The 13842-nt window shown below is 47.0% G+C and carries 16 protein-coding genes; 11 read left to right on the plus strand and 5 right to left on the minus strand.

Annotated features, from left to right (window positions below; translation table 11 throughout):
- Nucleotides 1-36: 36 nt before the first annotated feature.
- Nucleotides 37-741 carry a Crp/Fnr family transcriptional regulator gene (locus ADU24_RS04775; RefSeq protein ID WP_053365550.1) on the minus strand — a complete coding sequence of 235 codons (705 nt, stop codon included), beginning with the start codon at nt 739-741 and terminating at the stop codon, nt 37-39.
- A gap of 400 nt (nt 742-1141) precedes the next feature.
- On the opposite strand from ADU24_RS04775, the gene moaA reads away from it, so the two are divergent.
- On the plus strand, nt 1142-2158 hold the full coding sequence (gene moaA / locus ADU24_RS04780; protein WP_053368784.1) for a GTP 3',8-cyclase MoaA: 1017 nt from the start codon (nt 1142-1144) through the stop codon (nt 2156-2158).
- 368 nt (nt 2159-2526) lie between these two features.
- Here the strand turns inward: moaA and ric are convergent, their stop codons facing one another.
- A complete protein-coding gene (gene ric, locus ADU24_RS04785; protein ID WP_053365551.1) occupies nt 2527-3222 on the minus strand; it encodes an iron-sulfur cluster repair di-iron protein in 696 nt (231 codons plus the stop codon).
- Between the two features lie 220 nt (nt 3223-3442).
- Between ric and ADU24_RS04790 the strand changes: the two genes are divergently transcribed.
- From ADU24_RS04790 to ADU24_RS04805, 4 genes are all read left to right on the plus strand, one after another.
- Nucleotides 3443-4708, plus strand: coding sequence for a molybdopterin molybdotransferase MoeA (locus ADU24_RS04790; RefSeq protein ID WP_053365552.1), 1266 nt, complete (start codon nt 3443-3445; stop codon nt 4706-4708).
- Complete coding sequence (gene mobB / locus ADU24_RS04795; RefSeq protein ID WP_053365553.1) at nt 4696-5235, plus strand: molybdopterin-guanine dinucleotide biosynthesis protein B; 540 nt, start codon at nt 4696-4698, stop codon at nt 5233-5235. The genes ADU24_RS04790 and mobB overlap by 13 nt, the downstream gene beginning before the upstream one ends.
- Nucleotides 5236-5357: 122 nt before the next feature.
- Nucleotides 5358-5807, plus strand: a complete 450-nt coding sequence (locus ADU24_RS04800; RefSeq protein WP_053365554.1) for a respiratory nitrate reductase subunit gamma — start codon at nt 5358-5360, stop codon at nt 5805-5807.
- Between the two features lie 160 nt (nt 5808-5967).
- On the plus strand, nt 5968-6690 hold the full coding sequence (locus tag ADU24_RS04805) for a YwiC-like family protein (protein WP_053365555.1): 723 nt from the start codon (nt 5968-5970) through the stop codon (nt 6688-6690).
- A gap of 102 nt (nt 6691-6792) precedes the next feature.
- Here ADU24_RS04805 and ADU24_RS04810 read toward each other — a convergent pair whose 3' ends face one another.
- On the minus strand, nt 6793-7485 hold the full coding sequence (locus ADU24_RS04810; protein ID WP_053365556.1) for a Crp/Fnr family transcriptional regulator: 693 nt from the start codon (nt 7483-7485) through the stop codon (nt 6793-6795).
- Between the two features lie 242 nt (nt 7486-7727).
- On the opposite strand from ADU24_RS04810, the gene ADU24_RS04815 reads away from it, so the two are divergent.
- Nucleotides 7728-7907, plus strand: coding sequence for a YjzC family protein (locus ADU24_RS04815; protein ID WP_053365557.1), 180 nt, complete (start codon nt 7728-7730; stop codon nt 7905-7907).
- A gap of 228 nt (nt 7908-8135) precedes the next feature.
- On the opposite strand, the gene ADU24_RS04820 is transcribed toward ADU24_RS04815, so the two are convergent.
- Complete coding sequence (locus ADU24_RS04820) at nt 8136-8318, minus strand: YjzD family protein (protein ID WP_053365558.1); 183 nt, start codon at nt 8316-8318, stop codon at nt 8136-8138.
- Nucleotides 8319-8493: 175 nt separating this feature from the next.
- On the opposite strand from ADU24_RS04820, the gene ADU24_RS04825 reads away from it, so the two are divergent.
- On the plus strand, nt 8494-9225 hold the full coding sequence (locus ADU24_RS04825; protein ID WP_053365559.1) for a hydrolase: 732 nt from the start codon (nt 8494-8496) through the stop codon (nt 9223-9225).
- A 121-nt stretch (nt 9226-9346) separates the two neighbouring features.
- Nucleotides 9347-9997, plus strand: a complete 651-nt coding sequence (locus tag ADU24_RS04830; RefSeq protein ID WP_053365560.1) for a hypothetical protein — start codon at nt 9347-9349, stop codon at nt 9995-9997.
- Nucleotides 9998-10198: 201 nt separating this feature from the next.
- Here the strand turns inward: ADU24_RS04830 and ADU24_RS04835 are convergent, their stop codons facing one another.
- Nucleotides 10199-10462, minus strand: coding sequence for a hypothetical protein (locus tag ADU24_RS04835; RefSeq protein WP_156324514.1), 264 nt, complete (start codon nt 10460-10462; stop codon nt 10199-10201).
- A 193-nt stretch (nt 10463-10655) separates the two neighbouring features.
- Here ADU24_RS04835 and ADU24_RS04840 point away from each other — a divergent pair, with 193 nt between their 5' ends.
- The 3 genes from ADU24_RS04840 to ADU24_RS04850 all read left to right on the plus strand — a co-directional run bounded on the left by ADU24_RS04840 (nt 10656) and on the right by ADU24_RS04850 (nt 13788).
- Complete coding sequence (locus tag ADU24_RS04840; RefSeq protein WP_053365562.1) at nt 10656-11588, plus strand: beta-ketoacyl-ACP synthase III; 933 nt, start codon at nt 10656-10658, stop codon at nt 11586-11588.
- A gap of 45 nt (nt 11589-11633) precedes the next feature.
- Entirely contained in the window at nt 11634-12872 is a 1239-nt protein-coding gene (fabF, locus tag ADU24_RS04845) for a beta-ketoacyl-ACP synthase II (RefSeq protein ID WP_053365563.1), read from the plus strand.
- A 145-nt stretch (nt 12873-13017) separates the two neighbouring features.
- Entirely contained in the window at nt 13018-13788 is a 771-nt protein-coding gene (locus ADU24_RS04850; RefSeq protein ID WP_197277473.1) for a DUF2268 domain-containing protein, read from the plus strand.
- The last annotated feature ends 54 nt before the right edge of the window (nt 13789-13842 follow it).

Here is a 13842-nt window from a genome sequence, read left to right on the forward strand (position 1 = left end):
AAGGGCAAAAGAAAAAAGGATGGGAGTCCATCCTTTTTATTCGATGCTGCAGTAGACCGCGGGGCAGTTTTCGCAACCGATTTCAAGTTTGAGGTAGTCGAGGTCATGAATGGTAATTTTGCCTTTTTTGACGGAGATGAGGCCGTCGCGCTTCAGTTCGCTGAGGATCCTGTTGGTGCTTTCGCGGGATGTGCCGCAGAAGTTGGCAAGGTCCTGGTTAGTGAGCGGCAGGTCGATTAGGATGCCGTCCGGTTTGTGGATGCCGTAGCTGTTTGTCATCCGGATGAGTGTCGAGAATAGGGCGCCGCGTTTTCCATTCAAAACGAGGTCACGGAATTTTGTCTGGGTTTTGCGGAAGTGGTCGCTCATCCACTTCATGAATTCGAATGCGAGTGTGCTGTTTTGGAAGATTTCCGTTTCAATGACGTCTTTGCGGATGGCGGCGATTTCGCCTTCCTCCAGGACTTTGGCGCTCAGAAGGTATTTAGGGTTGGATGTGAACAGGGTCAGTTCACCGCAAATATCATTTTCTCCGCAAATTCGGAGTGAGAGCTCCCGTCCGTCGGAAGTGATCTTGCTGATTTGGATTTTGCCGGAGAGGACGATGTACAGTTCTTCGGCTTCCATTCCTTCCTGGAAAAGGTATGTGCCCCGTTCGGAACGGAATTTCCGGTCTGCGAATCGCAACAGTTCTTTTATTTCGATGGAGTGGGTTGGTTTCATTGCCTTTACAGCTTCCATAGGTGCCACCTCTTTACGATTTTATTTGGCCACGTATTGTCTGTGATTTTTGTTACTTTCATTGTATATCAGTTTCATTCACTAGGAAGTTGATAACAATGACAATATAGTGAAAACTGGAAGAGGGATTTCCAACACAGTGTTTTCCGGGAAAAAGTGAACTTTATTTGAATTCTTCCTTTAAAAGGCTGCTCTTTTACCAAAAGAGGGTAAAGATGTGCTAGAATGTATAAATAATATAGTTAACAATATGTATATGTGGATTATTGGTATGTACATTTCTGGAAAAGGCGTCCTTCCGGGTCAATGGGGCACTTCCTGCGGGGCGGTCCGGAATGCTGATTGTTTCCTTAGAGCCAAGGAAGCGGTGTTGGCTATCCTGAATATTGGAGTTGATAAAATGGGAAAATCCATTATTAAAGATAAGTTGAACAGGCCGCTGAGAGATTTAAGGATTTCGGTTATCGACCGCTGTAATTTCCGCTGCCAGTATTGCATGCCCGCGGATAAGTTCGGTCCGGACTTTGTTTTTTTGCCTAAAAGCGCGCTGTTGACATATGAAGAGCTAGAGAGGCTTGCGAAGATTTTCGTCGGGCTCGGGGTGGAAAAGATCCGCCTGACCGGCGGGGAGCCGCTTCTCCGCAAAGATTTGCCAATCCTGGTTGAAAAGCTTTCGAAAATAGAAGGGTTGAGCGATATTGGCCTGACCACGAACGGGGTGCTGCTTCCGAAGTTTGCGGAACAGTTGAAGGCGGCGGGGCTGATCCGGGTGAACGTTTCCCTTGATAGCCTGAACGACAAGCTGTTCGGGGAGATTAACGGCCGGAATGTTGGCACGAAGCCGGTGCTTGATGGTATTGCCGCTGCGAGGAAGGCCGGCCTTGGCGTTAAGGTGAATATGGTTGTGAAAAGAGGCCTGAATGACCAGGAGATTCTTCCGATGGCTGAATACTGCAAGGAAAATGGGCTGCAGCTCCGTTATATTGAATATATGGACGTTGGCAGTACGAATGGCTGGAAGATGGATGATGTCGTTACGAAGAAACAGATTTATGAGGTTTTAAAAGGAAAGTTCGAGCTTGAGGCGCTGGAGCCGGCTTATTTTGGCGAAGTGGCCAAGCTTTACCGTTACAAAGGGACCGATACCGATGTAGGATTTATTACGTCTGTGTCCGAATCATTCTGCAGTAGCTGTACACGCTCGCGGTTATCGGCGAACGGCCAGCTATTTACCTGCCTGTTTAACGGAAACGGGCATGATATCCGTAATTTCCTGCGGAACGGGGCCACTGATGAGGAGCTTTGTGAGAGGATTACGGCGATTTGGGAAGGGCGCGGGGACCGTTATTCGGATGAGCGGACAGAGGAAACGGCCGCAAACCGGAAGAAAATCGAAATGTCCTATATTGGAGGATAAAGTTGGGAGGCTGAACCTTGCTGATGAGCAGGGTCGGCCTTTCTTTTTTTATAGGGTGTGGTTTGAAGGCGTTCTTTATTAATGCCAAGTAACCCGTTATTAATGCCAATTAACCCGATAATAATGCCGGACAAGCCGATAATAATGCCGATTAACTAAATATTAATGCCAAATAACCCGTTATTAATGCCCAGCGCTGGAATATTAATGAATGATTTGGCCTGAACACCAATGCCCAACGCTGGACTATAAATGAAAAAAACTGGACCTAAACACCAATTTCGGCTAGTAACCATATTGGATTTATTGAACACAAAAAAGCCTGCCGGCTATTGGATAGTCCGGCAGGCTATTATTTTCCGAAAAGCTTAAAAATACCTTGGGAATAGGATGTTGTTTTCCAAATGGACATGCATGAACGTTTGCCCTTCCAGCATTTCGAGCCGCTTGTAGACGAGGCGGTACGTGCCGCATGCATCCGCAGGAGGGGTGAAATCAGAAGTGACTTCGCGCAGCTCCTTCAAAATCGCGCCAGCATGGTCATGTTCTTTTTCGAGCTCCTTAATGTAGTCCAGGGCCTGTTCCCGGTTCTCCACTGTATTGGCATCGAGCTTTCTAATCAATGGAAAGACGGTTTCTTCTTCTTTGGCGACATGCTCAAGCATTTCTTTTTTCAGCTCGTAATAAAGTTCATACACTTTCAAAAGTTCCGGGCGGTGGCCGCCGTGGACGCGGGAAACCTTTGTGACATATGGGCTTAGGTTCAAAAATTCTTCGCGGAGCGGGTTATGGTAGTCTGCGATGATATGGTCAATGATTGTATCAGAATCGGAATCTACCCAAACCTTCAAGTCAGTTTCTGTTCCGTTGCTTTTTTCAATTGTTTCCGCGAGGTCTGCCATCAGGGTGCCAAGGTCTATGCCGCCGGCCGTAGCCGCTTCAGCAATTGGAGTAGCCCCGCCACAACAGAAATCGATCCGGACGCGTTTGAATACATCGGCTGTTTTTGGAAAATCATTGACGAGGTCACGTACAAGGGTTTGTTCTGAGTATGTTGTAAGCATTCTATTATATCCTCCTTGATAAAGGTTATGGTTGTTTTCTAAATTAAGGATACTTCATAAAAAAATGAAACATGGTGACCTGCATCACACTCACACTTTTTTTTCAAAAGAGCTGGCATTTTGCCAAAAAACGTTCACATTCCTTATTTGCCATCGATTGGGGTTTCGGCTACCCTTATAAGGGAGATGAATATATTGTAAAGGTGCAGGAGATGATGGCATGGTTGAAATGAGGAGGCCGATCGCAATCGGCGAGGCTGTGAAGCGTATTATGGATTGCAGGCAATCGGGTCAAACCGAATTCATATCAATTAATGAAAGCTATGGGCGTTTCCTCTCGGAAGATTTGGTGGCTACGAGCGATGTCCCCCATTTTACAAGAGCGCCGTATGACGGGTTTGCGGTCCGGTCAGTCGATACACAGGAAGCTGGGCTTGACAATCCGGTTGAATTCGAGGTAATCGACCATATCGGCGCTGGACAGACGACTTCTAAAGTTCTCGGCGAAAAACAGGCTGTCAGGATTATGACCGGGGCGATGATGCCTGAAGGGGCCGATGCTGTCATGATGCTCGAGCTCGTTAAAACGGCCGAGCGCGGCGGCAAAAACTATATGACCATTAAGCGGAAAATCAAAAAGGGCGAAAATGTCTCCTTTCAGGGAGAGGATGCAAAAGAAGGGGAAGTGCTTGTAAAAAAGGGCACGCTCATTAATCCCGGTATTCAGGCAATGCTTGCGACATTTGGCTATTCGAACGTGCCGGTTGCAAAAAAACCTGTTGTCGGCCTTTATGCAACCGGCACTGAGCTTTTAGGCGTTGACGAGCCGTTGGTTCCAGGGAAAATTCGGAACAGCAATTCGTATATGATTGCTGCACAAATTGAACGGACTGGCGGAAAAGTGGAGTATTTCGGCAGCCTTCCGGATGATTTCGATACGTGTTTTGAGGCGGTTAAAAACTCGCTTGATCAAGTCGACATGCTTGTGACAACGGGCGGCGTTTCGGTCGGGGATTACGATTACCTGCCGGCCATTTATGAAAAGCTAGGTGCGGAAGTTTTGTTCAACAAAGTGGCGATGCGGCCGGGGAGCGTTACAACGGTTGCTGTGTATAACGGCAAGCTTCTGTTCGGGCTATCCGGGAACCCTTCCGCCTGCTATGTTGGGTTCGAGCTGTTTACGAGGCCGGTCATCAGGACAATGCTTTGCTCAGAAAAACCTCATTTGCGCAAGGAATTGGCGGTGCTTGACACTGATTTTCCAAAAGCGAACCCGTTTTCCCGATTTGTCCGCAGCACTGTTTATTTCAAGGAAGGCCGGCTGGCCGCAACGCCGAGCGGCCTTGATAAATCAAATATTGTTATGAGCCTTGCCGGTGCGAATTCGCTGATGATTCTGCCAGGGGGGACGAGAGGGTTTGAAGCGGGCATGGAAGTTGACGTGCTTCTGCTTGAAGACCAGGAAGGAAGCGAATGGCCATGGTAAGGCCATTCGTTTTTCAGGTCGCGGGGTACCAAAACAGCGGGAAAACAACGCTTGTGGAAGCATTGATCCGGCTTCTTAAAGAAGCGGGGGTTGCTGTTGCCTCAATCAAGCACCATGGGCACGGGGGAAAACCCGACATTGCGGCAGGGAAGGATTCCAGCAGGCATATCGCCGCCGGTGCCTCGGCGTCAATAGTCGAAGGAGGTGGCCGGCTTGTCCTTCATTCCGAGAGGGAATCATGGCAACTTGAAGAACAAGTTAAAATTCTTGCTGCTTTCAATCCGGATGTGATTTTAATTGAAGGGCATAAAAACGCCACTTATCCGAAAATCGTCCTCCTTAGGAGCGGGGAAGATGAAAAAAGTTTGCGCAAACTGAAAAACATCATCGCTGCAGCATACTGGGATACCAAGCCAACTGCAATGGCGGATTACCCGTATTACCCTATCCTGGACAAACAAACCCCAGATCTCCTGGCGAAATTAATCCTAAAAAAAATCGAGTGCCAGACACCGCAGAAAAACTGATGGTGCCTGGCACCTTTTTTTGTCAAGAGAATTTTTTTTGACAAGAGTTACTTAAGTCACTGAATTGTCACGTATTCTTCGTTAGAATGGGAGTTGGTTGTGGATTTAAGGGGAGTGATGGGATGGGGTTGTTGCATTGGGTTGTATGGCTGGTCTATCCTTATACGGTGGCTGCTGTTTTGGGAATGGGGATTGTTTGGCAATACGATACCCCCGATCAATTCGAGAGCATGCAGCGGAAGTCGGGGCTGGTCCTGAACAGGATTGTAAAGGTGCTCTGGCTATTAACAACGCTGACAGGCATCGGCTTGATAGCATTTTATCAAGCGACGGACGAATTGGCGGCTATGGCAGGGKGGCTGATTGGCCTTTTGCACTTTAGGCCTGATATGGAGATTTTGCAGCACGCCTCCTTGTTGCTGCGAATCCATGTGATCTTGCTATTTACTTTCTTGCTTTTTTTCTCATTCACAAAATATGTCTCAATTGTTTCTAAACCAATCCTTTTATTGAAAACGCTTTCCTTGGGAAAAGAAAAACAGGCCGATCATGCCAGTTACCGCAGGGTCTGACTTACTCCACGTGGCTAGCCCTCGGGGTTTTACGGGAAAGCTCTATAACCCATGTTGCCATTTTTGACACTTTTACACATAAATATGTGATGCATTTCACTTTGTGGTAAAATCCTTTGCCTTATAGTGAAGGTAAGATGCTAAGCAAGAGGTGTTGAAAATGAAACTATTTATGCCAAAGCAGCATGGCGCCTGGGCGATGCTTATCATTCCATTTTGGCTTGGGGCTGCCTCGGGAGGCTTTTTATGGGAGCACATACCTTTCTTCTTCGGGTGGCTGCTTTTGTATTTGTCAACGTATCCAATGCTTCTCCTCTTCAAGAGGAAGAAACTCCGCTTTTATGCAAAGTGGTCGCTGATTTATCTAGCGCCGGCTATTTTGCTGCTGATGTTTCCGCTGGTTGAGCGGCCGTCTGTTGCATGGTTTGGCGTGATGATGATTCCGTTTTTCGCAATTAATGCCTTCTTTTCGTCGAAAAGTAACGACAGGGCCCTACTGAACGACTTTAGCGCCGTTTTTGCTTTCTCCCTTGCCGGAATTGCAAGTGCGTATCTAAATACCGGAAACGTGACCGAAGAAGCGTTCCTCGTTTTTGCAGTTTCTTCGCTTTTCTTTATTGGCAGCACGTTTTTTGTAAAGACGATGATCAGGGAAAAACGAAACATCCATTACAAGTGGATTTCCTGGTGCTATCATACCCTTGTTGTTGCGGCATGGCTCGTCTTTGGGCAATGGCTAGTCGCACTGGCTTTTCTTCCGAGCTTAGTGCGCGCCATCGGTTTTTATGGGAAAACCCTCACGCCAAAACAAATCGGCATTTATGAAATCATAAACTCGGTGATTTTCTTCTCGGTAATCGCCAGCTGGCTGGTTTTAACATAAGCCGAGAAAACGAATACGAAACGAAAAGCCTGCCGGAGCAATCGTACCCGGCAGGCTTTTTGTCCAGTTCCAGCGCCTAAAAAGCGGGCGCTTCTGCATTTCTTAATCTATATTGCAAATTTCCTTCGGGCAGTTCTCACAGTCAATTTCCTTTTTTAAATAAGCAAGCTGATGGATGGTGATGATTCCTTTATTGATTGAAATGACGCCTTTTTTCCGCAGCTCGCTGAGAAGCCGGTTTACAACCTCACGGGAAGTTCCGCAAAAGTTGGCGACTTCCTGGTTTGTTAGAAGTAGGTCAATCATAATCCCGTTGCCCGTCTTGACGCCATAGCTGTTCGCCATTCGAATCAATGTTGAATAGAGGGCGCCTTTTTTTCCATGAAGGACAAGATCGCGGAACTTGGTCTGCGTTTTCCTGTAATGCTGGCTCATCCATTGCATATATTCCATTGCGAGCGAGTGTTCACTGGCAAGCTTTGCTTCAAGGGTATCTTTCATAATAACGGCGACTTCTCCGCTTTCGGCCACTTTGGCACTTAATAAATTTTTTGAAGTCGAGCAAAATATATTCAATTCCCCGATTAAATCGCCTTCGGAGCAAATCCTTAGCGTCAACTCTCTTCCATCGGGAATAATTTTGCTGATTTGCACAAAACCGCTTAAAAGAACGTAAATTTCTTTTGACGGTGAGCCTTCCTGAAAAAGAAAATGCCCTTTTTCAATTTTTTGAACATGATGAGTATATTTGAGCAATTCGGTCAGTTTCGCGGGCGCTCCTGCATAGGATTGCATGTTGGCCACCTACCTTCTACACAAATTCTGCTATTTTCATATGGCAATTGTAATTTATTACTATAATTATATTGCTAACCAAGGAAAAAAACTATAGACCCGAATGAAGGTTCATACAATAGTCATATTCGACAATTATTTCTCGGGAAATACTGACAAAAAATCTCCTTAATCACCGACGAATGCCTTGGAATACTAAAAGGTAAGGGGGTACCCCCAAACTGGAAAGGAGGATCAATTATATGGGACAAAACCACCAATTCAAACCTGGCCAAAAAGCACCCAACAATGGAACTTATATTGAAATTGGCGATAGTGGCAGCCAGGTGATGAATCCGAGGAAAATTTATCTTAAAAAAGGGCAGCCATTCCCGGAAGGTTCAAATCACGAAAGGATTTGGGCGTACACAAGGAAACCATAATCCACAATAAATAGAAAAAGCCATCCGTTATGGGTGGCTTTTACAGCTTTAGGAGCATTTACAATATTTTTCGTACTGCTGGGTTGAACGGCAACCATCCCGGGTATGGAAAGGTAGTGGACAAATCCCGATAAACAGCAAATATAGCCGTTCCTGCAGCATCAGACTGAAGAAACCCCGAATAAACAATGAAAAAGGTCATCCTGTTCGGGATGGCCTTCAACGTTTTTAATGGTTGTCCACTGGTTCATTTGGAATAATTGATGGTACAACTAGGATTAAAATGGTCGTCAGCACACCAAGTACCGCGGCAATTTTAAAATCAAACGCAACACCGACCATTGACGTTACCACATAAGCAAGCATTTCCACTAAAAGCAGAACCCAAAACAGTGTCCAGAAGTATCTCATACCGTCACCTCATAGCGTATTATCTTTCTCATCTTACCATATAGGGAAAAAAGAAGAAACGCAAATAGATAAAAACGAAAAGAAATTGGCCGAATGGAAATGAGGAAAGTCCCCATTTCATTCTTTGCTGGTTTACATACACTAATACTGGAAAATGGCAGAAGGAGTTTTTCGTATGGATAACAGAAGTTTTCAACTTGGGAATCAATGGAGCTGCGTCTACTACCCTGTAAAGCCGTCCGGCTTTGGAGTGATAATCCTTGGCGATGAAAGGCATTTTGTGGATGAGGAGACAAGCTTTTGGAACCAAAATGCAGGTAAACGGGAAATTCTCTCCAGCCTTAGGGAAGCGGGGTACACGCTATTTACATCAAATCTTTACGGAAAGCACTGGGGCTCGGCAAAAGCTGTCCTGCTAGCTGCCATGCTTTATGAAATTGTGATGAAAAATGAGATCCTCAATCCAAAAATCCACATACTCGCAGAGGGGATGGGAGCGCTGGCGGCACTGAAGCTGGCCCGGGAATTAAAGGGAAAGGTCAGGTCGATTGTGCTCATCAACCCAATCTTGTCACTCAAACATCACCTGGAACAGGAAGAGGAACATAAATTTTTTTACAAAAAGGTCCTTGGGGAATTAGCCGAAGCCCATGAGGTGGAAAGAGGAAGGATGGAACGTGAAATAAAGGAGGAACCCGTTCCTGATTTTGATTTCGGTGCCCCAATCCGGATTTTTCATATCCTGACTGGCGGGAGGGCCTACAAGAATGCGAGGGKGTGCAAAAATCTTCTGTCTAGCCTCGAGCCGAAACCTCCAGTTGCTGAAACGTATATGCTTCCGGAAAAGGCGGGCCAACTAGGAATGGAAATAGCAAGATTCTTTTCGAGGAATGAAAAGGTTCTGTAAACGTCAAATCATATGTTTTTTTTCTGAAACAGACCGTAAGGCGATAAGCTGGGCCCAATGGTAAATTTTCAGCCCCGCCTGCATAGGATACAATGAGGCCGGGCAGGAAGGAGGGAGATTGATGGGAGGGGCTTTGATCATTGGGGTATTTGAGCGGCTTGGCTTTCACCTGTGCAAAAAGTTGCTAGAGATGGGCTATGAAGTAGGCGGGATTTCCCTTAATCCCGCACCGGATGTAACAGAAGAAGACATGGAACTAGAGATCGGAAGGAACAGCAATTTTGTAAAAGTGCCCTTGGACGGCGACGATCTTCATTTAGAGAAGGATAAAGCAATTATTTTTTCCCTTTACGACCTTTATACCGAAGGAAAAACCCCGCAAACCGGTACGGAACGCCTTGGCGAAAAATTGGAAGCGCTTGTTCGCTTGAATTATCATTGGAAATCAGTAGTGCTTCTGCTGCCCAATGGGCTTGGCCGCGGCAACCGGGAAGCGGGCAGCATTGAAGCAATACGAAAAGCGGCCGATCTTGCGGAGTCCACAGCGGAAAAGGTGTTGCATGTATTTTTACCGGTGCCAGGCACTCCCCGGACAATTTTGGTGCAACCCGGCAACAATAATACTTCTGAAACAGCCGGCCGGCCGTGTGGCACCGGGGATGGCGTGCCGGATTGGGAGGAGGCCGCTGATCACATTGCATTGCTAATTGACAAAGGCGAAACGGGGATCCGTACACTCGAAGGGATTTACCCTACTCTTAATGGCCGGTGATGCTGCCCCAGCTAATAAAGGTGTCATGACAAATACAGCTGCGAAGACGAATCCAATTAAAGAAACCTCCACTAACTATCTAACGGCGGGGTGGCCTTTTCGTGCGAAGTTTCACCCCACCAACCAGCACCGTGGATGGGAGGTTCATATAAAAAAAGGAATCCCGGCTAAATTAAAAGAAGCAGCTGCCATCAATGGCAGCTACTTCTTTTTCCAGAACTGCTGGATGTAAGGATAAATATCGGCAAATACCGGCTTAAGCTGGTCGGCCAGGCCGACCATCCCATCAATAACCTCCATGAGCTGCAAATAATTGATGGGCACTCCACCAGGCTGAGGCTGCAAGGAAGACTCTTTTCCCTCCAAGCCGTTGGATAATCCTCCATTCTCCCAATCCGGACCGAACATCATCCGGGAGAAAGGATCTGCTTGCCGGCCTCCCTGTTTCACTTGATTCCCGTCCATTTTTCCTCTCCTTCCAAAAACCATCTTCACTTCCACTATATGATTGGAAATTGTAAAGGGAAAGCCCGCTGAATGGGCTATCCGGCAAATAACTGTTGCAAAGAGGCGTTTTTATTTGTTAAAATTAGTACCAAGTCATAATAATTGATAACAAGCTAAAATGATTATTTCATATTATAAGGAGATGGCCACGATGCGAGCTGGCATAGTTGGTTTAGGAAAATATGTCCCTGAAAATGTTGTAACGAATTTTGACCTCGAAAAGAGGATGGATACGTCCGATGAATGGATTCGGACGAGGACCGGGATTGAGGAAAGAAGAATCGCCGGGGATAATGAGGATACATCCGATATGGCCTATAATGCTGCGCGGATGGCGATTGAGGAAGCGGGAATAGCCCCATCCGAAATTGATATGATCCTCGTTGCGACCGTAACCCCGGATAGGCCGTTCCCATCAGTATCCTGTATGCTCCAGGAGAGGCTTGGAGCAGTAAATGCGGCCGCGATGGATGTGAGCGCTGCATGCGCCGGATTCATGTACGGCATTGTGACAGGAAAACAGTTCATTGAAACAGGTGTGTATAAACACGTTCTCGTTGTCGGGGTAGAGAAATTATCGAAAATCGTCGATTGGGAAGACCGGAATACGGCTGTTCTTTTCGGTGATGGCGCGGGCGCGGTTATGCTTGGCCCTGTGTCGGGTGACCGGGGCGTTCTCTCGTTTGAACTTGGCGCAGATGGAACAGGCGGGAAGCATCTTTACCAGGATGAAGCCCTTATCATGAATGGCCGCGAAGTCTTTAAGTTCGCAGTCCGGCAAATGGGGGAAAGCAGTGTCAACGTCCTTCATAAAGCCGGCCTTGAAAAGGATGATGTGGACTTCCTCGTTCCCCATCAGGCAAATATCCGGATTATTGAAGCCGCTCGGCAGAGGCTGGAATTGCCGGTTGAAAAAGTATCCTATACAATTAGTAAATACGGGAACACATCGGCGGCGTCGATTCCAATCTCGCTCGTTGATGAAGTCAAGGCAGGAAAAATTAAGGATGGCGATGTAATCGTCATGGTAGGATTCGGCGCCGGGCTCACATGGGGGGCCATCGCAATCCGCTGGGGAAAATAATTATTGCAATGAACATAAATAGTACGGTAAAGGAGATGGCTTTTCGTGACGAAACGAAGGGTAGTTATAACAGGGATAGGGGCAGTAACCCCGCTCGGCCTTGATGCCGATACAACCTGGAAGAATATCGTTGCAGGCAAATCAGGGATAGGGCCGCTGACAAGGATTAACGCGGATGATTTCCCGGCAAAAGTAGCGGCGCAGATCAATGATTTTAATCCGGAAGAATATATTGAGAAAAAAGAAGCAAGGAAAATGGACCGGTTCACCCAATATGCAGTGGCGGCTTCTTTGATGGCCGTTAAGGATTCGGGGCTTGCAATCGTGGACGAAAATGCCCATCGGGTAGGTGTCTGGATTGGTTCCGGAATCGGCGGTATGGAAACATTTGAACAGCAGTTCGAAGTTTTTCAAAATAGGGGCTACAGAAGGGTCAGCCCATTCTTCGTCCCTATGATGATTCCCGATATGGCAGCGGGCCAGGTTTCCATTATGCTCGGTGCGAAAGGATTCAATTCCTGCACCGTAACTGCGTGTGCCACAGGGACGAATTCGATTGGCGATGCGTTCAAGGTCATCCAGCGCGGCGACGCGGATGCGATGGTTACGGGAGGTACAGAGGCGCCAATTACAAAAATGGCCGTCGCTGGTTTCTGCGCGAACACGGCGCTATCGACCAACCCGGATCCGGCAACCGCAAGCAGGCCTTTTGATAAAAACAGGGATGGCTTTGTCATGGGCGAAGGCGCTGGCATCGTTGTTCTTGAGGAATTGGAGCATGCGAAAGCCCGCGGGGCAAAGATATATGCGGAAATAGTAGGATATGCCGCTACAGGCGATGCCTACCATATCACCGCTCCGGCACCAGGTGGAGAAGGCGGCGTACGCGCCATGAAGATGGCCATTGAAGATGGCGGCCTTAAACCGGAAGACATTGATTATATCAATGCCCACGGTACGAGCACCGACTATAATGACAGGTTCGAAACAAATGCCATTAAAGAAGTGTTTGGCGAACATGCATACAAGCTAGCCGTCAGCTCGACCAAGTCGATGACAGGCCACCTGCTTGGCGCTGCCGGCGGAGTCGAAGCAATTTTCACTGCCCTGGCAATCAGGGATTCGATCATGCCACCGACAATCAATTATGAAACACCGGATCCTGAATGCGATCTGGATTATGTCGTGAATCAATCGAGGCCAAAAGAGATCAGGGCTGCGATCAGCAACTCGCTCGGTTTCGGCGGCCACAATGCAACACTTGCCTTCAAAAAATACGAATAGGCTTTAGCGGCTAAAGCAAAATAATCAAAATCAACCAGTCTGTATTTTCACATACAGACTGGTTTTTTTGTACCCTGGATGGCGAATTTTCTCCATTGGTCCCCATAGGATAGAAAGAGGTGCATTCATGGGAGGGAAAACCAGGATGGCAATTATCCAGACGGACCAATGGCTTGAAAAAGGCTGGCAGCGGCCCGAAGCACTATGCGAGCGGCTTGAACCTTATTTTCCAGGAAGGAAGCCACGGGACATATACAAGGAATTAGCGGCTTTCGGGATGTATCGGCCGTCTGCGGCAATCGGTAAGGAGGTACAGCTCCTTATTGAGAGCGGCGCATGGGAGACAATGGGGAGGATTTTTAAAAAGTACCGGGCGAAATGGAATGGATCCGATATCCCCATTTTTATTTTCCCCGCTGCCAAAAGAACATCCTTCCTCCGTAAGGCGCCACCGCAAAAATCCGGTGTCTCCTATCCTGATAAACTATTTCTGTTCCTTCCCCATATGGAGGACATAAAAGAATGGGAAGCGCTGTTCGTCCACGAATACCATCATACGTGCAGAATCAATGCAATTGGGAAAGATGTCCGGGAAAATACCCTGCGTGAATCCATGATCATGGAAGGGCTGGCGGAATATGCGGTATTAAAGGAATGCGGCGAGCCGTACCAGGCCGATTGGTGCACGATGTACGGACCAAGAGAGCTTGAAGGTTTTTACAATAAGCTATTGCACGATAATCTAAATTTAAAGAGGACCGATAAGGAGCATGATCGGCTTCTCTTTGGCGGAAACGGAATTCCAAGACTTTTGGGCTACTGTTATGGGTACTATTTAGTAAGGAATTATTACCAAAGTCACAGGTTTTCTGTAGAAAGTTCTTTCCAAATTAAAGAAACTTCTTTCTTTTTTTAAACAATTTTCATATTTTCGAATAGGAAAAGCCTGTAAAGACGGGCTTTTCCTTAT

Origin of the sequence: Bacillus sp. FJAT-27245, from assembly GCF_001273955.1 — a bacterium.
Lineage (GTDB): Bacteria > Bacillota > Bacilli > Bacillales > Cytobacillaceae > Bacillus_D.